Here is a 20,377-nt window from a genome sequence, read left to right on the forward strand (position 1 = left end):
CGGCCCACCAGGAGACGTGAACAATGCTCAATGTCTATCTGTTCCAGGTGCTCAACGGCCTGGGCCTGGGAATGATCTACTTCCTCATCTCGGTCGGGTTGACGCTCATCTTCGGGCTGCTGAACTTCGTCAACTTTGCCCACGGGGCGTTCTTCCTGCTGGGCTCCTACCTGTGCTACACGCTGGTCACCCTGACCGGCAACTTCTGGCTGGCGTTGATCGCGGGCCCGCTGGTGATCGCCATGCTGGCCTGGGCCTTGGAACGCAGCCTGATCCAGCGTATCTATCATCTGCCCCACACCTTCCAGATTCTGGTCACGCTCGGTATCGCCCTGATCATCCAGGAGCTCTCGATCATGATCTGGGGCCCGGTCGGCAAGAGCGTTCCCACGCCCGAACTGCTCCAGGGCGTGGTGCGCTTCGGCAATTTCGCCTACCCGATCTATCGCCTTTTCCTGATCGCCTTCAGTGCCGGCGTCGCCATCCTGCTATGGCTGCTGCTCGAGCGTACCCGCTTCGGTGCCCTGGTGCGGGCGGGCAGCGAATCCACCGAGATGGTCTCGCTGCTGGGCTCCAATATCTTCCGGCTCTTCTCGATCACCTTCGCACTCGGCGTCGGGCTGGCGGGGCTGGCCGGCGTGCTCTCCGCCCCGCTGAGGGGCGCCCACCCGTTCATCGGCCCGGAAGTGCTGGGCCTGGCGTTCGTGGTGGTCGTCATCGGCGGCATGGGCTCGTTCAGCGGCGCCCTGGTGGCCGGCCTGCTCGTCGGCGTCGTGCAGAGCCTGATGACCACGCTCTGGCCCCAGGGCGCCAGCCTGATGATCTACGCCGCCATGGCGGTGGTCATTCTGCTTCGTCCCTACGGCCTTTTCGGGAGAGCCTGATATGGATACCAAAACGGCCGCCGTCGCTTCTTCGGCGAAGCGCAACGGCGCCGCCCCTCTGGCCCGCCCGGGCCGGGCCCGCTGGGCGCCGGGGACGACGCTCGCCATGTTTGGCGTGGTCATCCTGCTCCCCGTCGTGCTGCCTTCGGCCACGCTGGCCACCGAGATCCTGATCTTTGCCATGGCGGCGCTGGCCTGCAACCTGCTGCTGGGGTACACCGGCCTGCTGTCCTTCGGCCAGGCGATCTTCTTCGGGGCGGGCGCCTACTGCAGTGCCCTGGGCATGCTGCACTGGCAGTTGGGCTTGTTCAGCGCCCTGCTGCTGGCGTTGAGTGTAGGGGCCGTGCTGGCCTTGCTGGTCGGCCTGCTGTGCATTCGCCGCAAGGGCATCTACTTCGTGATGCTGACGCTGGCGCTGACCCAGATGGCCTACTTTCTCGCCTATACCCTGAGCGACTGGACGGGCGGCGACAACGGCTTGCTGGGCGTTCCGCGCCCGCCCATCGCCCTGGGCGGCACGACTTTCGTCAGCCTGGCCTCGCCGCTGGCCTTCTACGGGCTGGTCGCCGTGCTGTTCGCGGTGATCTACATCATGGCCCGACGCATCACCAGTTCGCCCTTCGGCAGCACCCTGCTGGCGATTCGCGAGAACGAGGCAAGGGCCGCGGCGCTGGGCTACGACATACGCTTGTTCAAGATCATGGTTTTCGTGCTATCCGGCGCCATTACCGCACTGGCCGGAGCGCTCTACGCCATGCTGCTCAACTTCGCGCCGCTGTCGAACATCGAACTGCTGATGTCCGAGCAGATCCTGATCATGACCATCATCGGCGGCACCGGCTCGTTGTTCGGCTCGCTGCTGGGGGCGGGCAGCATCGTCCTGCTCGGCGACATCCTCTCGGCCATCTGGCCACGCTGGATGCTGCTATTGGGGGTGGCGCTGATCGCCGTGGTGATCTTCATGCGCGGCGGCTTGTGGGGTGGGCTGACCAGCCTGCTGCAGCGTGCACGCCGTGCGGCATCGCACGACAAGGAGGCGTGACATGACCAACTCGCACGCTCCCCTGCTGGAAACGCGCCAACTGGAACTGGCCTACGGTGCCTTCAAGGCCGTGGGCGGGGTCGACCTGCGCATTCACTCCGGAACCATCCATACCGTCATCGGCCCCAATGGCGCCGGCAAGACCAGCCTTTTCCACTGCCTGACCGGGGAACGCCGCCCCACGAACGGACGCATTCTGCTCGATGGCCGGGACATCACCCGCCAGCCGGCCCATGGCCGCGTGGGGCTGGGCATGGCGCGCTCCTTCCAGATCACCAGCCTGTTTCAGGAACTCAGCGTCCACGAGAACTTGCGCCTGGCGGCGCAGGGCGTGGACGGCTGGAAGGCGCTCAATTTCTGGCAGCGCCTGGACACCCGCAAGCGCCACATCGACACGGCCGACGAGGTGCTCGAGCGCCTGAACCTGACCGAACGGGCCGGCATTCCCGCCGGCGAACTCTCCCATGGTCAGCAGCGCATCCTCGAAGTGGGCATGGCCATCTGCGCCCGCCCCAAACTTCTGCTGCTGGACGAGCCCACCTCGGGCATGGGGATCGACGACATTCCGACCATGACGCGCCTGATCGGCGAGCTGGGCAAGGATCATTCCATCCTGCTGATCGAACACAACATGAGCATCGTCATGTCGATCAGCGACACCATTACCGTGATGAACCGCGGCCAGGTACTGGTCGAGGGCACGCCCGACAGCGTGCGCAACGATCAACGGGTCCGCGAAGCCTATCTCGGGGAGGCCGCCTGATGCTCAAGCTCGAAAACATCCACAGCTACTACGGCAAGAGCCACGTCCTGGAAGGGGTTTCGCTGCAGGTGGAAGCCGGCGAGCTGGTGACCCTGCTGGGACGCAACGGCGCCGGCAAGACCACCACCCTGAAAAGCATCGTCGGGCTGGTCGACACGCGTCAGGGCAACATCACCTTCAACGGCCACGACATTCGCGGCATGCAGCCTTTTCGCATTGCCCGCCAGGGAATCGCGCTGGTGCCCGAGCATCGCGGCATCTTCGGCATCCTGAGCGTGGAGGAAAACCTGCGCATCGCCACGCGCAAGCAGAGCCGCTGGCAGCTGGGCGACATCTACCGCTGGTTCCCGCGGCTCGAGGAGCGTCGTCGCAACAGCGGCAATGCCCTCTCCGGCGGCGAGCAGCAGATGCTGGCCATCGCCCGCGCGCTGCTCAACGACCCGAAGATCCTGCTGCTGGACGAGCCGACCGAAGGGCTGGCGCCGGTCATCGTCGACGAAATCATCAAGATCCTCACCGCCATTCGCGAAGAAGGCCTCCCCGTGCTGCTGGTGGAACAGAACCTGCGAGTGTGCGAGGCCGTTGCCGACCGCCACTACATCCTCGAGCAGGGGCAAGTGGTCTACCAGGGCCGCGCCGACGCCTTCAAGGCCGACCCGGCCATTCGCGACCGTTACCTGGCGCTCAGCGCGTGAGACGCCCCCGTATAACACCGACAAGGACATCACCATGACTCAAGCGATCACCCCGGCCGCAACCGCTCATGCCCTGCCGCGCACCGACGCCCAACGACTCTGGAACGCCCTGATGGAACTCGCCCGGCTGGGTGCCACGCCCAAGGGCGGCGTCAATCGCCAGGCGCTGACCGACCTGGACCGCCAGGCCCGCGACCTGTTCATCGACTGGTGCAAGGCGGAAGGCTGCACCATCCGTATCGACAGCATCGGCAATATCTTCGCCCGCCGGGCCGGCAGCGAGCCGCACTCCCCCGCCGTGATGACCGGCAGCCACATCGACACCCAGCCCACCGGCGGCAAGTACGATGGCTGCTTCGGCGTGCTCGCGGGACTCGAAGTCATTCGCACGCTCAACCAGCACGACATTCGCACCCGGGCCCCCATCGAGGTGGTGGCCTGGACCAATGAAGAAGGCTGCCGCTTCTCCCCCTGCATGATGGGGTCCGGCGTGTTCGCCGGCCAGCTCGGGCTGGACGACATGCTCGGCCACACCGACGCCGATGGCATCAGGGTGGGCCAGGCGCTGGACGACATCGGTTACCGGGGCCAGGACAGCGTGGCGACCTCCGAGATCCAGGCGTATTTCGAAGCGCACATCGAACAGGGCCCGATCCTGGAAGACACCGAACGCACCATTGGCGTGGTCATCGGTGCGCTGGGGCAACGCTGGTTCGATCTTACCCTCACCGGCATGGAAGCCCACGCCGGCCCCACGCCCATGAACCTGAGAAAGGACGCCCTGCTGGGCGCCGCCGAACTGACCCAGGCGGTCAACCGGATCGCCCTGGAGCATGCGCCGCATGGTCGCGGCACGGTGGGCTCGCTGGCGGTCCATCCCGGATCGCGCAACGTCATACCCGGCGAAGTGAAGATGAGCATCGATCTTCGCCACCTGACGCCCGAGGCGCTAATAGAGATGGCCCACGCCCTGGAGCGGGCCATCGACGAGGTCTGCCAGCGCCATGGCCTCGAACACACGCTGACTCCCACCGCCGACTTCGCGCCGCAGTACTTCGAAGAGGAATGCGTCAGCGCCATTCGCCAGGGGGCCGAAGCCTTGAAGCTTTCGCACATGGATATCGTCAGCGGCGCCGGTCATGACGCGATCTTCATCGGCCGCGTGGCGCCCGCGGCGATGATCTTCGTGCCCTGCGAGAACGGCATCAGCCATAACGAGAGCGAGTTCGCCAGCCAGAGCGACCTGCACGATGGATGCAACGTCCTGCTGCGGGCGGTCGTGCAGGCGGCCGGCGTCGACCAGCAGAAAGAAGGGTGAAGCCGGCCATGACACACCCCGATGCTCCCACTGAACTGGCCCGGATCACCGCCAGCCAGGCGCTTGCGCAATTTCGTCGCAAGGCGCTGTCGCCCGTCGAACTCGTCGAGGATTGCCTGGCGCGTATCGAACGTGACAACCCCCGCGTCAACGCCTTCTCGTATGTCGGCGCCGAGCAGGCGCTGGAAGCCGCCCGGCAATCCGAAGCCCGCTGGCAGGCAGGCGAGCCCTGCGGCGAGCTGGATGGCGTGCCGATCACCATCAAGGACCTGACGCCCACCCGTGGCATGCCCTGCCGCATGGGCTCGGCGACCAGCAACCCCGACGGCCCCTGGGATACGGATGCGCCCATCAGCCGGCACTTGCGCAACGCCGGGGCGGTCCTCCTCGGCAAGACCACCTCCCCCGAATTCGGCTGGAAAGGAGTCACCGACAACGCGCTGCACGGGATAACCCGCAACCCCTGGGATACCCGGCTGACCCCGGGCGGCTCCTCCGGCGGGGCCGGCGCCGCCGCCGCGCTCAACCTGGGCCTGCTGCATCAGGGCAGCGACGCCGGCGGATCGATTCGCATCCCCTGCAGTTTCACCGGCACCTTCGGCATCAAGCCCACCTTCGGGTGGGTCCCCCAGTGGCCCGCAAGCGCCATGAGTACGCTCTCCCACCTGGGCCCCATGACGCGCACGGCGGAAGACAGCGCGCTCATGCTCAATGTCATCGCGCAGCCGGACCCACGCGACGGCTATGCCGGCAACCCGCGCTGCCCGGCCTGGCTGACACCGCCACCGCCCGACCTGACGGGCTGGCGTATCGCCTACAGCGCCGACCTTGGCTATGTGAAAGTCGCCCCGGACATTGCCGCCTGCGTGGAGAAGGCCGTGGGCCTGCTGGAAGAACTCGGTGCGACGGTCGAGTACGTGGACCCGGGATTCCAGGACCCAATCGAGACCTTCAACACGCTCTGGTTTGCCGGTGCAAGCCAGGTGCTGGAACGGCTGGACGAAGCACAACAGCAACGGCTCGACCCCGGCTTCCTGGATATCGCCCGGCGCGGCCGCGACATTTCCCTGCAGCACTACCTGGCCGCACGACGACAGCGGGCGGAGCTGACCGCACACATGGCCAGCTTCCATGAACGCTACGACCTGCTGCTGACGCCAACCATGCCCATCGCGCCCTTCGCGGCGGGCCACAACACACCACCCGGCGGCCCGTACAAGGAATGGATGGACTGGACGCCCTTCAGCTACCCGTTCAACCTGACGCAACAACCCGCGGCCTCCCTGCCCTGCGGCCTCGACGGCCAGGGGCTCCCCGTCGGGTTGCACCTGGTTGGCCCCAAGTTCGAGGATCTAAAGGTCATGCATGCCGCGCGACTGCTGGAAACCCGGCTGACGACCCTACAGCCGCCGGCTAACTGAAAGGCCAAAAAACAAAACCCCGGCTCGTTAACCGCCCCTACATCGGTTGGTATCCAACCTTCAGAGGCAGCTCACGAGCCGGGGTCAGCGTGACAACGGCTTACATTCAGGGCCTGGCGGGTGTCTAGAATGCCCGGGGCGATGCATGGCGACCTGAACCATTACTTCACCGGATCAAACATCTACTTCTGTCGTACCCATCGGTCAGCTAACGGCCAGAAGCAGACGTTAAGCCAGAGTAGATATAACGCCAGCCATAAACGGCGCCCTGACACGGGCGTCCGGTGGAGGCCGAAGGCCGGAACGAATTTGATGGCCTTGTTAAGTGCCTACGCCGAGCCATGACGTAAGATAGGGCCCTGCAATAACGCCCACCACAAACAAAATAACGCCCACCAAAAACAAAATAAGGCCGGCAGCCAAATTGATTAAAATGCGAATTCTCGCTCTTTAGTCTTTCCTCTATTAAAGCTTGATTCCAGTTGCCTACCGATGGCTCGCGCCTTGCCCTCTTCGACTTTGGCAAGTTGTGAGAAGCGCTCATACTCACCTTTGAGACGCTCGACATCAGCAATTTTTCGACTCAACTCGCCTTCAAGCCGCTCTACTAACCGCGAGGTGCTCTGGAGGGCTTCGTACGCGTTGTCAATCTTACGCCCGAATGACTCCTCGGATTCCGTCAGGTCCTCGATGAGGTGCTCGAAATCACGAGAGACCTTTGGCGTGAACATCTTTATCAAGGTTCTGTAAAGATACCTGTTGATTAACTGAAGCTTATCTTTCCTGGTTCGATCCATATTTACACTTAACGCTAGGTTAAGGTGCGCCGTAGGCGTCATTAGAAATCAATTGTTATGTAGTCACTTCTGGACATCAAGGACAAATTGATCATGCTTCATATAAAGCTTGATAACTTCAATGTTTTTTCTATCACATATTTTCCGGATAGCCTCTTCGTTGTCAAAAGATATTTTTGCGCCTAAAATCACACGCTTTGGTTTCGGCATACGATAAGAAACTTCTTGTTTTATGAGCATATTCCCAAACACAAGCCGCCACTCTTTTTCATAAGACCATTCGGCACTTTTAATAAGTGCAGTTTGATTTAGGTAGAGTATGTTATCTACATTTTTAGTTGGGCCAAACACATCGGTAGCATCAAACATTTCATCAGAGTAAACGACAGGGTAAATTGACCTAGCCCTTAAGTCTTTATCACCTAACTCATAAAAGTCATACCCTATACAGAACCCTGAATGATAATCAGCATAGTGCGACCACATTAGTATGGATTTTGGATTTTCAGAGAAACAGCAGATTTTAAACATCCCCTTAAAACCCTCGGACGTTTCTCGAACCAAAGCATTCGCATGTTCTTTCATCGCATGACTTAGAGCCTCACCACAAGAGCGACCGAATTCAGGTTCATCAGGATAACTTAGTTCAAGTAGCTTAATTGTAGGGCTTTCACTCTCTCTGACTGCTTGAATTTGTTCTTCAGTTAACCCATCTGTCAACCCATTCTCATGAGCCATTGATAAAACTAAATCTGAATTGTCAGGATCTATCGCTACTTCATGATGAAATGAGCAATCGTATGGATCATTGAAGTTCTTTGGGTCAGATAGCCAAACTGTGTCTTCTTCTAAATTTTTCAGAGAATATTCGTTAATAGATCGGTACTTATAAAGTATACTTGGAATATGATCATACTTCAAAGACATGGCTCTATCGATATTTTCTACAGATATACTCTCTGAAAAAACCAACTCTTTATATTCTTGAAACCAATCCATATTTTTTAACTCTGACTCTAATTTGACAACATAACGCCCGCAGCACACGCAGCTTTGTAGTGGAGGCGAAACCGAAACGGAAAAGCCGTCGTCGTGCCTGCGCTTGTTATATTTTATACTTATTAAATGACCTGCTAACTTATTTTTTGGTAAAATTTTTAATAACTTCGGCATCAGTTTTTTCTCGATCACTACTCGACGAGTAGCAAAAACTAACTGTATGATCACCCAACATCTTTCCATATAGCTTTGGACGTAACAGCCTAGACTTATTGTCGTTGAATATAGATCTTTTCCCGTTATCCGGATTTCTACGAATAGCATAACAATATATCTTACATGGATCTTCGCTATCGCTTTCGGAAAGCGATTTTATCATCGCTCTCTTAAGCGTATTGCTTTTCGACAAATCAACTTTTCCAGGTATAAATTGAGCAAAGTGTTCGCTAAATTGGCGTAAAATCTCGCCAAGATTTTCAGACCACTCAATACCAAAATACTCTCTCAAAGTTTGAGCATCTGCTAGAAGCTCTCGAACATTTGCAGGAACAACTAGACTATCATTGAAATCATGTGTTTTAAGAAACTCTACTCTTAAGAGAGCATATCGACTCTCTTTAACTTCATTACTTTGATAGAGCTTCACTAAAACCACATAGTCTACTTTTTTATATTTAAAGGAAAAGGCTTCAATAGCCCAACCTTTTTCTTCCATATCAGCTTTAAGTAGCTTGAAATTTTCAAATATATTCATGCTATCCTTAATCAAAGATTTACACTGCGAATATCAAAGCTCAGTAAAAATATAAAGCATATTTATCAGATGTATCGTTTGAATGACCAGCTCCACATTTTTAAACTAAATGCATTTAGGTCCGCATGAATATAACGCACGCCATAAGCGGCCGAGTGAAATGAGGTCCAGCGCACGAAGTGCGCGAACTTAATGGACTGGTTAAGCCTCGTCACGGCAAAATCTTACGCATGAGTGCATTTGGAACGACTACTCCCCGCAACTCGGGTGCCCGTCGCTCAATTATACCGAACCCGAACTTTTCAAAGAAAGGCTGTGCCGTCCGGCTAACGTCGGATATCAATTCTGTTAAACTAAGCGATACTGCCTCACTATGAAGAGTCGACATCAGTAACTTTCCAATTCCCTGACTTGGGTGAAATCCCGAGACGAAAAAGTGGTCAACATAGCCAGAAGGCTGCACATCGGCATAGCCAACAATCATTTCATCAATCTCTGCGACAAATGGCTTGATGTCACGCATTTCCGTGCCCAAAGCTCCTGATCCAAGCTTACCGGCGCCCAAGGATTAATCTGCTCCGGTGTGTACTCGCGGCTTGCAACAAGATGAATCGCCGAGTGAAAGACTTCGAAAAGCTCACGCTCATCACCAATACGAAAACGACGGATATGCACTATTTCTCCTATGAGGCTTAACGCCCGGCTCACGTGCCGATTGGAGCCGCGAAGCGGCGGAAAATCGGTCGCTGTGCAGCCGATTGTTAGGCGCTTTTTTCTCATCCTAATAGTGCATGACCATTCTAGGGATTCTCTACTTCGGGCGGTGGCGGGTCCACATCAAAGTAAACATACTTTGGCTCGCGTCTCAAACCTTCGACCGGGTAAGTTTTGACCAAACGTCGATTACCCTCGTCATACGTAATGCCATCGACCAAACACGCTTCAGCTACGTTCGGGTTGTAGGAGTGCAGCCACGCATAATTTTTTTTCGTCCACGATAGTACCGCCTTCTGTAGTGCCCTACTGTCGTGAAAATAGTCCTGATCCGTGACGGTGATTCCCATCACGTTCAAGCAGAAGCCAATAATCCTAGCCCCCTTAAAGTTTGGGAAGCGCGCCATATCTGCTATCTCATTGTAGATAAGACGACGCACTTTGAACTTCACTACCTTGCCAGCAGCTGCATTTAGACTTCTGAAGTTGAACAGCTCACCCCAGACGGAGTTATGCTGGATCCACCAACACTGGCTGGCAGGGGACCGAACTGCGGATGCGCAGAATATGACCTCGAAGATTATGGCAACCAGGTGATCATAGAAGGATTCCCTACCACGCTCCTCCCGAACTCTTAGCTGGAGGCCCTCAGGAACCCCCCTCTTTTCGAGAACCTCGCTTGCGTCCTTGATGAATTCAACGACAACTCGAAGCCTCGCTTGTACATCGTCATCCCAGCCACTGTTCGCGATTCCATCAATTTTGTAGAGATCGAATGCAGCGTGCTCAATGTAGCCCTTTGCGCGGTACAGCACGAAGGAGTGGTTCCAGAAATCATTCTCCACATAATCGCGGAGGGTCATTAGAACTACCCGGCAGTATGCTTTCCATTGCGCAGCATCCCACTTTCTTTTGTCCCATATGTCTGGGTCTAAAAGTGTTCCGATTACCTCAACCATCTTGTAATTTGAGAACATGGCTTGGCTCAAAGGCTTGTGATAGCCGATCAAGCCGGATTCGTACCCTTCGGCTTCATGGAATAGGAAGGAATCCTTATTTGCGAGGGCCTCGTTCACGATATTCTTGGAGAAAATCTCTACTGGGACGCCATACTTCTGTGTCTCGCCAATCTCGTAGAACACAGCTAACGCAGTACCGGGGGACGATTCGACAATTTCCCTACAGAACCTCTTATCGGCAATCAGGAGCAATATATCATTAGCACAGGCTGTCACCTTCGGCGGGTTCTTATCTTCCTTTTCGTGCCTACGGTAGTTTTTAAACTCGCCCTTATCCGTGGCGTGGCGAATCAACGACTTCGCCGAGCGGGCAACTTCATCTGCAATCACAGATAGCTCAGACGGAGAGCCTTTGAGAATAATCCGATAAAGGATTTGGCCATACCGCTGGGCATTCCTCTTACCAAAGACAGGAGGACGAATGAAAGCGAACCATGCCCATGTTAGAAACGTCAGAAGAAAAATACCTCCGAGCAAGGCCTGCCATCCTGATGGCGTCAAGAGATTCCCTCGTGGAACCAGCCATTGCTCCGCACGCCACAGATCCGTCAGTAGGGTCAAAACGCCCACAGCTGCTACCACAGAGAATGTTATCCCTTGGAGCGGTAACGGTGTCGTTCTAACCCTAAAGCGGTAGCGCACATCCGCTATTGTCCATGCCAATACCATGAGCGCTAGTCCAGCAAGAAATTCGGAGAAACCAAAGAATCTCGGAGCATTCGCATCAAGCGGAACAAAACACACGAATTCATAACAATAGTTGCTCGACACCTCTTCCCCTATTTAATACCTATTTTGCTGATGTCTTGAATCGACGTAGAAACCCCAAAAAGCAAGCCACACTTCTAGTGCCTAACGTCGCCATCACAGGTGGCAAAAAGTGTAGTGAGTGGAACGAACGCAGCTTTTTGGCATCCCGTGCATGGCCTTGTTAGCTTTTATTACTCTCATAATTATCAAATATGAATGCCACATGTTCGGAAAAGTCATCAAACTCACTAATTTTAAAAGTATTGCAACCATTAGCGGTTAAGTGAAACGCAATAATCTCACCACCAATGTAAACACGTTCGCTTTTTGGAGCAGAGTTTTGAATAAATCGTTGCTGTTCCATCATCGTAGAGAGCAATTCAATCAAGTTACCTTCTAAAACATCACACTCGGGCTTTACTCCAGCACCATAACCAATCTCCTCTGACATAAAATTGTTGGTTGACCGATAGGCAAAACCAACAACGCTTTCCGTTTCTTCGGATATGCCAAATTGATATACAGTGGTTGTGAAACTTTTTGGCAAAGAGTACTTTTCTTTGTATTCGCTCCATAAAGCACGCAACCTTTCAGGAGTGTGGTAATCTAGATTGTGAATGCCTTTTACGACCATCCTAGTTGAAGCCTGCAAACCCCATTCGTTCGAAAAACCTCCAGCCCCAGTACCAGCAATAATCATTTTTAAATGCGGAATATGGTTTGCTTTCGAACAAAAAAATGCGGGATTCCCATGAGCATCAACAGCTAAAGTGTCTGTTGCAATTAGAGCCTGCGACTCATCCGTGTAAAAAATTAAAGATGACATTCTTCTTCCTTTGAAAGCTAACGGCGCGAGCTTGCGAGCGTCCGGCGACCGTAGGGAGCGAATTTGATGGCCTTGTTAAAAGCCTTTGCTATGCACACACAGACCATGAGCCGCCTCTTCCATGATATGTTTCAGCCGACAGCAAAAACTTCCTACCACAATGATTGCACTTGAATTTGTAATGAACAATATCGTCCCATGGTCCTTCAGCAGAAACCTGATCAAAAGGAGTAGCCCAGGCCTCATCATTTCCGCCGACAACACAGAGCGTTCCGTCAGCGACGTTATCCTTCGCAACCCGCATGGCCTTCCTAAGCTCTGACGGATGTGAAATATCAAATTTGTTTTGCAGATCTTCGCACTCGGTACAATCATTCATAGCTTTTAACAGGTATTAGACAGCGTGTTCGTTTATTGACTTAAACGCGCACGCGCGTTCAACAATGTTATTGAGTATGGTGACAGGTCATTAACCTATTGAAATAGCTCGTCATTAAGTATACTCGGCAACATAACACCAATAACCGTGCCTGCTGCATAACACCCTTGAACGCGCATGCGGCCTTCCTCGGACCGTCCGCTCTGGGTCGAAAGCAGACGCTGCCTTGCCAAGCTTCAAACACCATTGATCATTCCTAGCATGCAAGTCAGGCCTCATGGGGTCACCCAACGCCACAGCTCCCGAGGGCACCTGCTGCGATCACACACCCAGACACACTACCGCCCGGGGATGACATCCTTTCCCTGCGACTCGCTATGCATTGTTCTCTTTGTATTTTCTATCGGCCGCTAGCCCAGAGGCTTAACTCTACTTAGCCTCGCTCGGTAACGTTTTGCAATGAGACTTACCGGCAAGTTTGGGGAAGCCGGTAATTCTGGGTGACGCTCATCAGCCGCTCGGCCGCTCATTCCCCAGCCGCTCGTCGCGCAGGGCGAGGCCGGGCCGTAGCGGCGGCTAATCGGCTATTCCTCTCTTTCGCCAGCCACCCAGCGGGCGAAGGCTTTGGCCTGAGGTCCGTCTCCTGCACGGAGTAGACCACCAGGCGCAGATGCCGGCCTTCGTCGACGATCAGGCGGGTGTGCTCGAAGCCGACCTTGCCGAGCCCATCGAGCTCGAGCGCACGCACGCCCTGGCGCGGGGCATCCACCTCGTGGCGGCGCCACCACTGGAAAAAGTCGGGCGAGTGCGCTGAATGCTCCTTCACTTGGATGGCGATGATGGGATCGCCATCCGCCCGCGCGTAGTCGCGCCGAAAACTGGAGAGAATGCGTGGAGCCTGGGTCGGCCAATCGGCAATCACCTGGCGCAGCTCGGGGTCGGTGAACAGCATCCAGAGCAGATTGCGATACTCGGCCGGCTGCCGGTCGAAGCCGAACACCCTCGCCGCCTTGTTAGCCGAGTAACTGCGCACGTGCGGCCGCAAAGCCATCCAGTATCGTGCTATGCGCGGCGCCGAGGCCTTCGACGCAGTAGCTGTTCAAAAACTGTCGGCCGGCAAAAAGTCTGCGGTCGGTCTCGGTCAGTTTGGCCTGCTCGCAGACCCCGTCCCATGCACCGGCGATCATGACCAGTTGGTTCTCGATGATGGCCTGGGCCTGTTGGTCATTGAGCAGGAAATCCGGGGCGGCCGCGAGGCAGCTGTGCAGCGTACTCATACGGTTTTCGCCCTTGATCAGCATCGCCTGCGTCGCCTCGTTGCCCGTTCGCCCCTGCGGGCAGATGTCATAGGCTGGGGTCAACGAGAGCATCCTGCCGTCCCAGAACGCGGCATGGTTGCGGGCATGATCGTCCGTGTTGCCGCACAGGATATTGAAGACGATCCGAGCGAAGAGCTCTCGCAGCGTTTGCTTCGGATCAGTGAAGCGATGACGGATGACTTCGGCAAGGTCTTCGTAAGACGCATAGCGCGCCATCATTTCGTCAAGGCCGAGCATCGTCAGCGCTGACACCATCGCTTTTCGCTGCCAGCCAGCCCCTGATTTGATGCGATCGAAGCGGTCGATGAGCAGCACATCCTTGCCGGCCGCCGCGGTCATCGAGACCGGGGCGACATTGAGCTCACAGGCAGCCGCCAGCTTCATGGCGGTGAATTCCGCCTTCACGACGCTGTAAATGTCCGTAATCGACGAGAACTTGGCGATCATTTTGCGACCGCCATGGTCGACCAGGGCTTTCGGGCGGGCACCGCCAATCGAGTCGCCGTGGTTCAATGCCTGATCGAGGGCTGGCGTCAGCGGGGCGCCCTTCTCGATCCGTTCAGCCGCTTCCAGCAACTCTTCATAAGATGCCTCGGCCTTGAGGCGAGGCACGTATTCCGTGGCGGAATGCTGAAAGTCGAGGGCACCAATCCTGTCCGCCCCCGATTCGAGCCAATAGGTGAGTTCGGAGATGTCGTCAGCTGCGGCGCCAGCGGCCTTGCCCCCCATCAGACGATTGATGATCACCCGGCGCCCCCAGGCATCGGGCGAGGCGTCACGCAGGCAACTGGCCATCGACAGGCCAGCGGTTGGTTCGATCAGGCCGCGGCGCAGTGGCAGTTCGGGGTCATAGATCGGGATCGCGCGCCAGGTAGCTGGCGCCATAGTTGAAGCTGTAGCTATCGCCGTGCTGCGTAACGCGACCGGCCACCACGGGTTGTGTCTCTTCAGGCAACCAGATCCAGACATAGGCCTCTCGTGGCTGCGTCAGCCTAGAAGGCATCATCGACCTCCTGCCTGCTCGGGCGAACCCGCTCCGGCAGCAGCGTCAATTTTTCCTCGAGATGGGCGTTATGCATCGCACCTGCCCGGTCGTCGACATCGAACAGCCACACGCCAACGAGTGTGGCGACCTCGAAGACGATGCCGATCTCGGCCATTTTCGATGTTGCGGAGGGTCTTACGCGAGATGCCTGCGCGTTCAGACAGTTCCGCAGCGGTGAGTTCACGCTCCAAGCGGCCAGCCTTGATCAGCTTGCCGAGGATCGAGAGCGCCTGACTGGTGACGCGGAAGTAGCTGCGCGGCCGTTTCATTGCCATCTCGCCAAATTGGGCATTTAAATACTCATTAGACATCTTATGAGCATTCAAGTGCTCACTATGATGCGGCTTGTATAGATAGCAAGAAGATGAGCATTTTATTACCCACAATACTATGAGATGAGACTTGAAATGCTTATTGCTCAAGCAGTTGGTGCCCATTACCTGAATCAATCGTGCTGTGGAGCGCCCTCGGCGCCTCGCTCGGTGGGCTCGCCTAGCGCTACAGATGCCTGTCGACACGCTCTCCATCGCCGCCGGACTCGTGGCGCTATCGGGCATGGCCGTGCAGGCATGGCTGCTGACGCAGGCCCGTACGCGCGGTGTGGCCTGCCCCGATTCGTGAACTCACCACACCCCATGGTATTGATCGCCGCCGAACTGCAGTGCCCCTTCAGGTCGATAAGCGCGAAGTCACCGGCGCGCGGTGGGAACTATGAGATTGCGTTATGCTTCGCCAGCGAAGAACAGGCGGAGCGCTGGCCGCAACACGGTGGAAATTGTCCGGCAAGTGCGGCTGGTTATACATGAGTTTCATCCGGAATCTGAGCCAACAGGTCAGTAACCCCGATATCCACTCCCGCCTGTGATAACAAAGTAGAAACCTGCCCTCGATGGTGAGTCTGATGGTTAAAGAAATGAAGAACCATACTCGAATACCGTTTTTGAGCAGAAATTCCTTTGGTGTTGTGGTAGCTGAGAACGAAATCCAGATCGCCTTCGGATAGCTCGGCTATCCAGTTGATGATCTGACGATCCAACCAGATCCGTTGCTCAGATAATCTACCAAGATCGTCAAAGAGTATCTGACCCAGGCTCGTCGGACTTTGAAGATCGGCGACCACCCGCAACGAGTTCAGGCAGGACGGATGGGTAGCAAACCGTTTGAGCCAGATGGTGTCACCAACGAGGATATGGTTCAGAGTTCCCAAGATAGAGCCAAAAAAGGCCCCTCGGTCTTTCGCCAAATCTGTCGCAGAGAGCTGGCCCGCGGCCACATAAACCTTCGAGTTCATCCACTGGTTGTAGGTGGCTAGTAATTCAAATTGTTTTTTCAGGCTCATCTGAATTCCTTCATGTCCGTGCGCCCACTGTGCCGAGCTCAATGCAGCCTGTCTCCTCACTAGCGGCAATTTCGCACATGCCTTGTCGGTAATCTCTTACAAACGCGACCATTACATAGCGTTACATTGCTAGTTGATGGATAGCAATTGCCAAGGATGGAAGCCAGGGACGGCGCCCTATCGCTTCCTGTCTTGCTTCCATGGCAAGAGCAACGCCGCACTGAGCGTACCTCACACGCAGCGATACCATAACTACCCCGGTGCAGGGATGAAACGATTACTCTTGTTGTGCTTACTTGCCGGCATGCTGGCAACCGCCGCTTTCGTCTTATCATCGCCGGCACAGGCGGATCTATGCCAGGCATCGAACGCTTCAGAACGCCTGAGTGGTTTCGGAGATGTTGAATTTAGCTTGCGCCGTCGGGTAGAAGATGTGGGTGCAGTGCTAGACTAGATGAGAGCCGGCTAGTGCCACCGGCGCTGACGGTAACGATGTCACCGAGGAAGAACAATGGGATCCAAAGGCGAGAGAGACGTAGAGAAAGGCTATCCGAAGGCCGACTTCGTGGCAAAGCTACGGCGACTGGCAGATGCCATCGAGAACGGCGAACGTTTCGACATTCAGATTGCCGGCGAGCGTATCTATGTCCCCGTCCGAGCCGAATTCTCCATCGAACACGAACGGTCAGATGATGAAGAAGAAATAGAATTTCAGATCAAATGGCAACATCAATAAATCAGCTCATCTGATCGTATGATTGCACCTCCCAGCGATAGGTATGTAACAGGACCTGGAGCACCTAACTCGAGGCAAGCGGATCAGGCCGCACCTCGTCGAACTCGTTCATTCCGTAGTCATAGACAGCGAAGGCCCCTATCGGCTGCGAGTCGTGGAGCGGTTCTTCCAAGTCGGCCTGATTTTTCATGAGGCACAGTTCACTGGCCAATTGCGGCCAAAAGCCGACCTTATCACTAGCATCGCCACCTGCACTGCCCCCCTCCTCTCGCACCTAAGCGATTCTCGCACCACAAGCAAACCTTGGTTTGCTTTACATGGTGACCGCATGCTGGCGGAGATCCCAAGGTTAGATGGCAAGCTACACTGCGGTGCCCAGCTAGGGTGGGCTGCACGCCTCTACATGGCAGGGCCATGAGGGTCGAAAGCGCTAGAGAAGCGCCATAATCGTGGAATTCTCCCGGGTGAGTCGAACATCTGGCTCGGTGTGTTTAGGAGATCACTGACACATAGCGTGCACTGCATCGCACAGAAGCGAGAAGGGCCGCCACAGGCGAACAGCAGCCAGCCCCTACCAATGATGCCCCACCCAAGGGAACAGTCAGCCTTGCCGCATCGAGGCGAGGCTACAGGCACGCATCAAAAGGCAATCGTAATGCCCTGGATCACGAGTATTTCTATACTGATCCATGGGCGGGGATATAAAGAAAGAAATCTCGGACCTTGGACCTTACGGAGACCCTATATGCGTGTTTTTTCCAATCCTGTCGGTTCCGGCTCACTCTGGTTCGACAACCTCGCTACTGCGGATGGCATACCTGTAGCTTACGACCCGCAGGCGCGGGCCTTCCTGCCCACGCCACCCTTCTGCGCCAATCGTGAAGTCATCAGCTGTAATTGGATCGCTCCCGAACAAGGTGCCTTCTGTCAGTCCTGTTCTATGACGGCGCTTGCCCCAGATCCCGCTATCCCCAACGCCATTCCGAACTGGGCACAGACCGAGGCCGCCAAGCGCTGGGTGCTCGATAACCTGGGGCGTTGGAGCTGGTTCAGGCCGGAGGATCCGGGCGTTCGACCCATCTTCCACATGCTTGCCGAGGGGCCAACCCCGGTGCCCATGGGGCATGTCGAGGGCGTGGTGACTATCAGCGTTGCCGAGGCGGATCCTGTTCTGCGGACTACGCGTCGTCAAGCATTGGAGGAGCCCTACCGAACCATGATCGGCCATATGCGTCATGAAATAGCGCATATGATTTGGTGGCGGCTCAGCTTGCGCACTGACTTTCTCGATGCCTTCCGTGCCATGTTCGGCGACGAGCGGGCGGATTACCCGACAGCACTTCAGCATCACTATAATGATGGCCCGCCTCCCGATTGGAAGCAGCGTTTCCTGACTACCTACGCCTCTGCGCATCCACACGAAGACTGGGCCGAGACTACAGCGCATCTGCTGCACCTGACCGACATAGCCGACAGCTTCGTTGCGGCGGGCCTGTCCTCGCCCCAGTTACCGGGCCAAAACTGGGATCCGTATTCGGAACCAGATGCCGAGCGCCTGATCTATGTTGCTGCTTCACTGGCTGTAGGGGTCAACAACGTCAATCGCTCGATGGGGCTCTCGGACCTCTATCCGTTCGTGTTGTCAGACGCCGCGCGCCGCAAACTAGCCTTTGTGCATGACTGGCTTCGCCGGGGAGCTCAGGGACGTTAATACCGCATGGGCCTGGCTTTAGAAGAAGAAAGTCCATAATGCACGGCGGAAGGTGGGTGAAGCAGATAGAGAAGATTTGATGCAGAATTAATAGAGCCCGGTCACATGGACCGGGTTGAGCTTCCCTGCCACTCCACAAGCATCCTGCTTGTGCATCCTTGATGCTAGATCCATCAGCGTGCTTGCTCTTCCTTGCTTGGCAACCCTTGCTCAACAAAAACATATTAACAATAATAAACCACTATCACCCCAACCCATATAATTGCTAATTAATTCAATTAAGAGAGTAATTAAATAAATAGGAAAGCCTAAGTCGCGGGATCCGGGATCAGTCTGCTGGCGACACTATGGATGGGGATCGCTGGCTCCGTACTGGCCTATCTATTCTGGAACGTCGGCATCGCGGTCCGTGGCTCTGGCCATGGGTATCGTTCCGCAATCAGCACAACTGATCGGAATTGCGATTACTATCTTGGGAGTCCTGGGCGGTCAGGGCCGACTCACGGGCCTTATCCCGAAGCGCACAGCGGAAGGCCGGAATTGATCCGACCCGATCCGCCAGGCGTGCAGCGCCGTGGTGCTGGATATGGATATGATCGAGGCCTCGACGCTGTTGTGGCGGCTGCCCACCGGCCAGGACGTCGGCGAGCGCTGGCAGGAACTGGCAGCCGCCTGGGGAGGCGCACACCGACGGCAGGCTCTACCCCTTTAACGACTGGCACGCGATGATGGCTTACCTGAGAACCGAGCGCGACGCATCGACCTACCGCTGGTGGAGGGCTTCCTCGCCTTCTGGCACGGCGCCACGCTCAGCACGACAACATCGACTGGACGCTCACCGGCCGTCCTGCGCGGCGGCAATGGCGACCTGGCCGTGGGCCTGGCCAACGAGCGCCTGATCGAGAAACTGACGTTCATTGGGGCCTCGCTCTGAAGCTGGCTAGTTACCCGACTCTCCTGAAAGTTGTCGTCTTATCCATTGCCGGAACTTCCTGAAAGCCGGCCGATTCTTGTTGTCTGCCCAGCACAAGTAATAGTGGCGTGTATTCTGGGCCGGCCACTGGTCGTCGCTGAATAATTGCACCAAGCGCTCACTGGCCAAATAAGGCGCAGCATAAACATGGGGTAGCCATGCCACTCCATACCCATCAAGTGCCGCGACAAGCGTCAGCGCGCTAGGCAGCCGGGTAATCCGCGTATGAGCTCGATGGGCCAAGCCGTGATCATCGAACCAGTTAGACATTTCGATATCCCGGTCTTCATCCAGAATCCATGGCAGCTTGGTCAGGTCCTGAGGTGTTTGGATGGAAACAGACTCCAGGATCGATGGCGCCGCCACGACGATATGCCGGCTTTCAAGAAGCCTTTCGCAATTCACCCCCGGCCAGTTACCGTCGCCGTGCCGGACAGCGGCATCGATATCACCTTGTGCAAGATCATGCACTGTCGCATCGGCATTGATGCGCAAATCGATTTCCGGGTGGCGCTGCAGGAACTCGCCAAGGCGTGGCAGCAGCCAATACTGGGCGAAATGCGGCGTCACGGTGATATTGAGGATATTTTCGTCACGCCGGAACTGGTCAATGTCACCGGCAATCGCCCTGAAATTCCGCAGCAGGTTATCGGCCAAGTCTTCGGCTTCCGGCAGCATGACCAGACGATTGCCGGAACGGGTAAACAACTTGCGCTGCAAGCGCTCTTCCAAGCCCCGTAGGTGCTGGCTTACTGCGCCATGCGTCACATTGAGCCTATCCGCAGCAGCACCGACAGAGCCGGTTTCACGGACCGCCGCGAATGCACGAAGGGAATTCAGCGGCAGCCAAGAGATATCGTTTCTTTTTCTCATGATAGAAAAACTAACAGTTA

General features: G+C 56.2%; 22 protein-coding genes and 1 pseudogene. 10 read left to right on the forward strand and 13 right to left on the reverse strand.

Features of this window, described 5'->3' with window-relative positions:
• The first annotated feature begins 23 nt into the window (after positions 1–23).
• Genes R6258_RS10030 through R6258_RS10055 form a run of 6 tightly spaced genes read left to right on the forward strand, consistent with a single transcriptional unit; the run spans position 24 to position 6,123 of the window.
• A complete protein-coding gene (locus tag R6258_RS10030) occupies positions 24–884 on the forward strand; it encodes a branched-chain amino acid ABC transporter permease (RefSeq protein ID WP_318449749.1) in 861 nt (286 codons plus the stop codon).
• Between the two features lies 1 nt (position 885).
• The gene (locus R6258_RS10035) at positions 886–1,926 is read left to right on the forward strand and encodes a branched-chain amino acid ABC transporter permease (protein ID WP_318449751.1); all 1,041 of its coding nucleotides are present in this window, start codon (positions 886–888) and stop codon (positions 1,924–1,926) included.
• A 1-nt stretch (position 1,927) separates the two neighbouring features.
• Positions 1,928–2,689 (forward strand): ABC transporter ATP-binding protein, encoded by a 762-nt coding sequence (locus tag R6258_RS10040; protein ID WP_318449753.1) that lies wholly within the window; start codon positions 1,928–1,930, stop codon positions 2,687–2,689.
• Entirely contained in the window at positions 2,689–3,384 is a 696-nt protein-coding gene (locus tag R6258_RS10045) for an ABC transporter ATP-binding protein (RefSeq protein ID WP_318449756.1), read from the forward strand. Before R6258_RS10040 ends, R6258_RS10045 begins: the two co-directional genes overlap by 1 nt.
• 34 nt (positions 3,385–3,418) lie before the next feature.
• Positions 3,419–4,702: a Zn-dependent hydrolase gene (locus R6258_RS10050; RefSeq protein ID WP_318449758.1), complete on the forward strand. Its 1,284-nt coding sequence runs from the start codon at positions 3,419–3,421 to the stop codon at positions 4,700–4,702.
• A gap of 8 nt (positions 4,703–4,710) precedes the next feature.
• Positions 4,711–6,123: an amidase gene (locus R6258_RS10055; RefSeq protein ID WP_318449760.1), complete on the forward strand. Its 1,413-nt coding sequence runs from the start codon at positions 4,711–4,713 to the stop codon at positions 6,121–6,123.
• Positions 6,124–6,551: 428 nt separating this feature from the next.
• On the opposite strand, the gene R6258_RS10060 is transcribed toward R6258_RS10055, so the two are convergent.
• From R6258_RS10060 to R6258_RS10110, 12 genes and pseudogenes are all read right to left on the reverse strand, one after another.
• Positions 6,552–6,854 (reverse strand): hypothetical protein, encoded by a 303-nt coding sequence (locus R6258_RS10060; protein ID WP_318449762.1) that lies wholly within the window; start codon positions 6,852–6,854, stop codon positions 6,552–6,554.
• Positions 6,855–6,983: 129 nt separating this feature from the next.
• Positions 6,984–8,093: a DUF2971 domain-containing protein gene (locus R6258_RS10065; RefSeq protein ID WP_318449764.1), complete on the reverse strand. Its 1,110-nt coding sequence runs from the start codon at positions 8,091–8,093 to the stop codon at positions 6,984–6,986.
• Positions 8,059–8,673 carry a DUF6037 family protein gene (locus R6258_RS10070; RefSeq protein WP_318449766.1) on the reverse strand — a complete coding sequence of 205 codons (615 nt, stop codon included), beginning with the start codon at positions 8,671–8,673 and terminating at the stop codon, positions 8,059–8,061. The genes R6258_RS10065 and R6258_RS10070 overlap by 35 nt, the downstream gene beginning before the upstream one ends.
• Positions 8,674–8,884: 211 nt before the next feature.
• Positions 8,885–9,196, reverse strand: coding sequence for a GNAT family N-acetyltransferase (locus R6258_RS10075; RefSeq protein ID WP_318449768.1), 312 nt, complete (start codon positions 9,194–9,196; stop codon positions 8,885–8,887).
• Positions 9,197–9,473: 277 nt separating this feature from the next.
• The gene (locus R6258_RS10080) at positions 9,474–10,883 is read right to left on the reverse strand and encodes a hypothetical protein (RefSeq protein WP_318449770.1); all 1,410 of its coding nucleotides are present in this window, start codon (positions 10,881–10,883) and stop codon (positions 9,474–9,476) included.
• 454 nt (positions 10,884–11,337) lie between these two features.
• Positions 11,338–11,982, reverse strand: coding sequence for a hypothetical protein (locus tag R6258_RS10085; protein ID WP_318449773.1), 645 nt, complete (start codon positions 11,980–11,982; stop codon positions 11,338–11,340).
• 905 nt (positions 11,983–12,887) lie between these two features.
• The gene (locus tag R6258_RS10090) at positions 12,888–13,361 is read right to left on the reverse strand and encodes a hypothetical protein (RefSeq protein WP_318449775.1); all 474 of its coding nucleotides are present in this window, start codon (positions 13,359–13,361) and stop codon (positions 12,888–12,890) included.
• A gap of 13 nt (positions 13,362–13,374) precedes the next feature.
• Positions 13,375–14,565, reverse strand: coding sequence for a HipA domain-containing protein (locus R6258_RS10095; RefSeq protein WP_318449778.1), 1,191 nt, complete (start codon positions 14,563–14,565; stop codon positions 13,375–13,377).
• Positions 14,528–14,686: a hypothetical protein gene (locus R6258_RS10100; protein ID WP_318449780.1), complete on the reverse strand. Its 159-nt coding sequence runs from the start codon at positions 14,684–14,686 to the stop codon at positions 14,528–14,530. Before R6258_RS10100 ends, R6258_RS10095 begins: the two co-directional genes overlap by 38 nt.
• Entirely contained in the window at positions 14,673–14,840 is a 168-nt protein-coding gene (locus R6258_RS10105; RefSeq protein ID WP_318449782.1) for a hypothetical protein, read from the reverse strand. Before R6258_RS10105 ends, R6258_RS10100 begins: the two co-directional genes overlap by 14 nt.
• A 37-nt stretch (positions 14,841–14,877) precedes the next feature.
• Positions 14,878–15,282, reverse strand: a pseudogene (locus R6258_RS18880) (hypothetical protein); the annotation flags it as partial.
• Positions 15,283–15,521: 239 nt separating this feature from the next.
• Complete coding sequence (locus R6258_RS10110; protein ID WP_318449783.1) at positions 15,522–16,064, reverse strand: DinB family protein; 543 nt, start codon at positions 16,062–16,064, stop codon at positions 15,522–15,524.
• A gap of 511 nt (positions 16,065–16,575) precedes the next feature.
• Here R6258_RS10110 and R6258_RS10115 point away from each other — a divergent pair.
• The 4 genes from R6258_RS10115 (at position 16,576) to R6258_RS10130 (ending at position 19,445) form a co-directional block, all read left to right on the forward strand.
• Positions 16,576–16,800, forward strand: a complete 225-nt coding sequence (locus R6258_RS10115) for an amphi-Trp domain-containing protein (protein WP_318449785.1) — start codon at positions 16,576–16,578, stop codon at positions 16,798–16,800.
• A 745-nt stretch (positions 16,801–17,545) separates the two neighbouring features.
• Positions 17,546–18,511, forward strand: coding sequence for a putative zinc-binding metallopeptidase (locus R6258_RS10120; RefSeq protein WP_318449787.1), 966 nt, complete (start codon positions 17,546–17,548; stop codon positions 18,509–18,511).
• Positions 18,512–19,097: 586 nt separating this feature from the next.
• Entirely contained in the window at positions 19,098–19,223 is a 126-nt protein-coding gene (locus R6258_RS10125; RefSeq protein WP_318449789.1) for a hypothetical protein, read from the forward strand.
• Between the two features lie 60 nt (positions 19,224–19,283).
• Entirely contained in the window at positions 19,284–19,445 is a 162-nt protein-coding gene (locus R6258_RS10130; protein ID WP_318449791.1) for a hypothetical protein, read from the forward strand.
• 6 nt (positions 19,446–19,451) lie between these two features.
• On the opposite strand, the gene R6258_RS10135 is transcribed toward R6258_RS10130, so the two are convergent.
• Positions 19,452–20,357, reverse strand: coding sequence for a LysR substrate-binding domain-containing protein (locus R6258_RS10135; protein ID WP_318449793.1), 906 nt, complete (start codon positions 20,355–20,357; stop codon positions 19,452–19,454).
• Positions 20,358–20,377: the final 20 nt, after the last annotated feature.

Origin of the sequence: Halomonas sp. HP20-15, from assembly GCF_033446685.1 — a bacterium.
Lineage (GTDB): Bacteria > Pseudomonadota > Gammaproteobacteria > Pseudomonadales > Halomonadaceae > Modicisalibacter.

Excerpts from the sequence above, each read along its gene's own strand:
- R6258_RS10095 (WP_318449778.1), bottom strand. The coding sequence starts at position 14,565 with ATGGCGCCAGCTACCTGGCGCGCGATCCCGATCTATGACCCCGAACTG.
- R6258_RS10060 (WP_318449762.1), bottom strand. The coding sequence starts at position 6,854 with ATGTTCACGCCAAAGGTCTCTCGTGATTTCGAGCACCTCATCGAGGAC.
- R6258_RS10030 (WP_318449749.1), top strand. The coding sequence starts at position 24 with ATGCTCAATGTCTATCTGTTCCAGGTGCTCAACGGCCTGGGCCTGGGA.
- R6258_RS10110 (WP_318449783.1), bottom strand. The coding sequence starts at position 16,064 with ATGAGCCTGAAAAAACAATTTGAATTACTAGCCACCTACAACCAGTGG.
- R6258_RS10125 (WP_318449789.1), top strand. The coding sequence starts at position 19,098 with ATGGATATGATCGAGGCCTCGACGCTGTTGTGGCGGCTGCCCACCGGC.
- R6258_RS10040 (WP_318449753.1), top strand. The coding sequence starts at position 1,928 with ATGACCAACTCGCACGCTCCCCTGCTGGAAACGCGCCAACTGGAACTG.
- R6258_RS10070 (WP_318449766.1), bottom strand. The coding sequence starts at position 8,673 with ATGAATATATTTGAAAATTTCAAGCTACTTAAAGCTGATATGGAAGAA.
- R6258_RS10035 (WP_318449751.1), top strand. The coding sequence starts at position 886 with ATGGATACCAAAACGGCCGCCGTCGCTTCTTCGGCGAAGCGCAACGGC.
- R6258_RS10050 (WP_318449758.1), top strand. The coding sequence starts at position 3,419 with ATGACTCAAGCGATCACCCCGGCCGCAACCGCTCATGCCCTGCCGCGC.
- R6258_RS10135 (WP_318449793.1), bottom strand. The coding sequence starts at position 20,357 with ATGAGAAAAAGAAACGATATCTCTTGGCTGCCGCTGAATTCCCTTCGT.
- R6258_RS10085 (WP_318449773.1), bottom strand. The coding sequence starts at position 11,982 with ATGTCATCTTTAATTTTTTACACGGATGAGTCGCAGGCTCTAATTGCA.
- R6258_RS10065 (WP_318449764.1), bottom strand. The coding sequence starts at position 8,093 with ATGCCGAAGTTATTAAAAATTTTACCAAAAAATAAGTTAGCAGGTCAT.
- R6258_RS10045 (WP_318449756.1), top strand. The coding sequence starts at position 2,689 with ATGCTCAAGCTCGAAAACATCCACAGCTACTACGGCAAGAGCCACGTC.
- R6258_RS10075 (WP_318449768.1), bottom strand. The coding sequence starts at position 9,196 with ATGCGTGACATCAAGCCATTTGTCGCAGAGATTGATGAAATGATTGTT.
- R6258_RS10120 (WP_318449787.1), top strand. The coding sequence starts at position 17,546 with ATGCGTGTTTTTTCCAATCCTGTCGGTTCCGGCTCACTCTGGTTCGAC.
- R6258_RS10105 (WP_318449782.1), bottom strand. The coding sequence starts at position 14,840 with ATGGCCGAGATCGGCATCGTCTTCGAGGTCGCCACACTCGTTGGCGTG.
- R6258_RS10115 (WP_318449785.1), top strand. The coding sequence starts at position 16,576 with ATGGGATCCAAAGGCGAGAGAGACGTAGAGAAAGGCTATCCGAAGGCC.
- R6258_RS10055 (WP_318449760.1), top strand. The coding sequence starts at position 4,711 with ATGACACACCCCGATGCTCCCACTGAACTGGCCCGGATCACCGCCAGC.
- R6258_RS10100 (WP_318449780.1), bottom strand. The coding sequence starts at position 14,686 with ATGATGCCTTCTAGGCTGACGCAGCCACGAGAGGCCTATGTCTGGATC.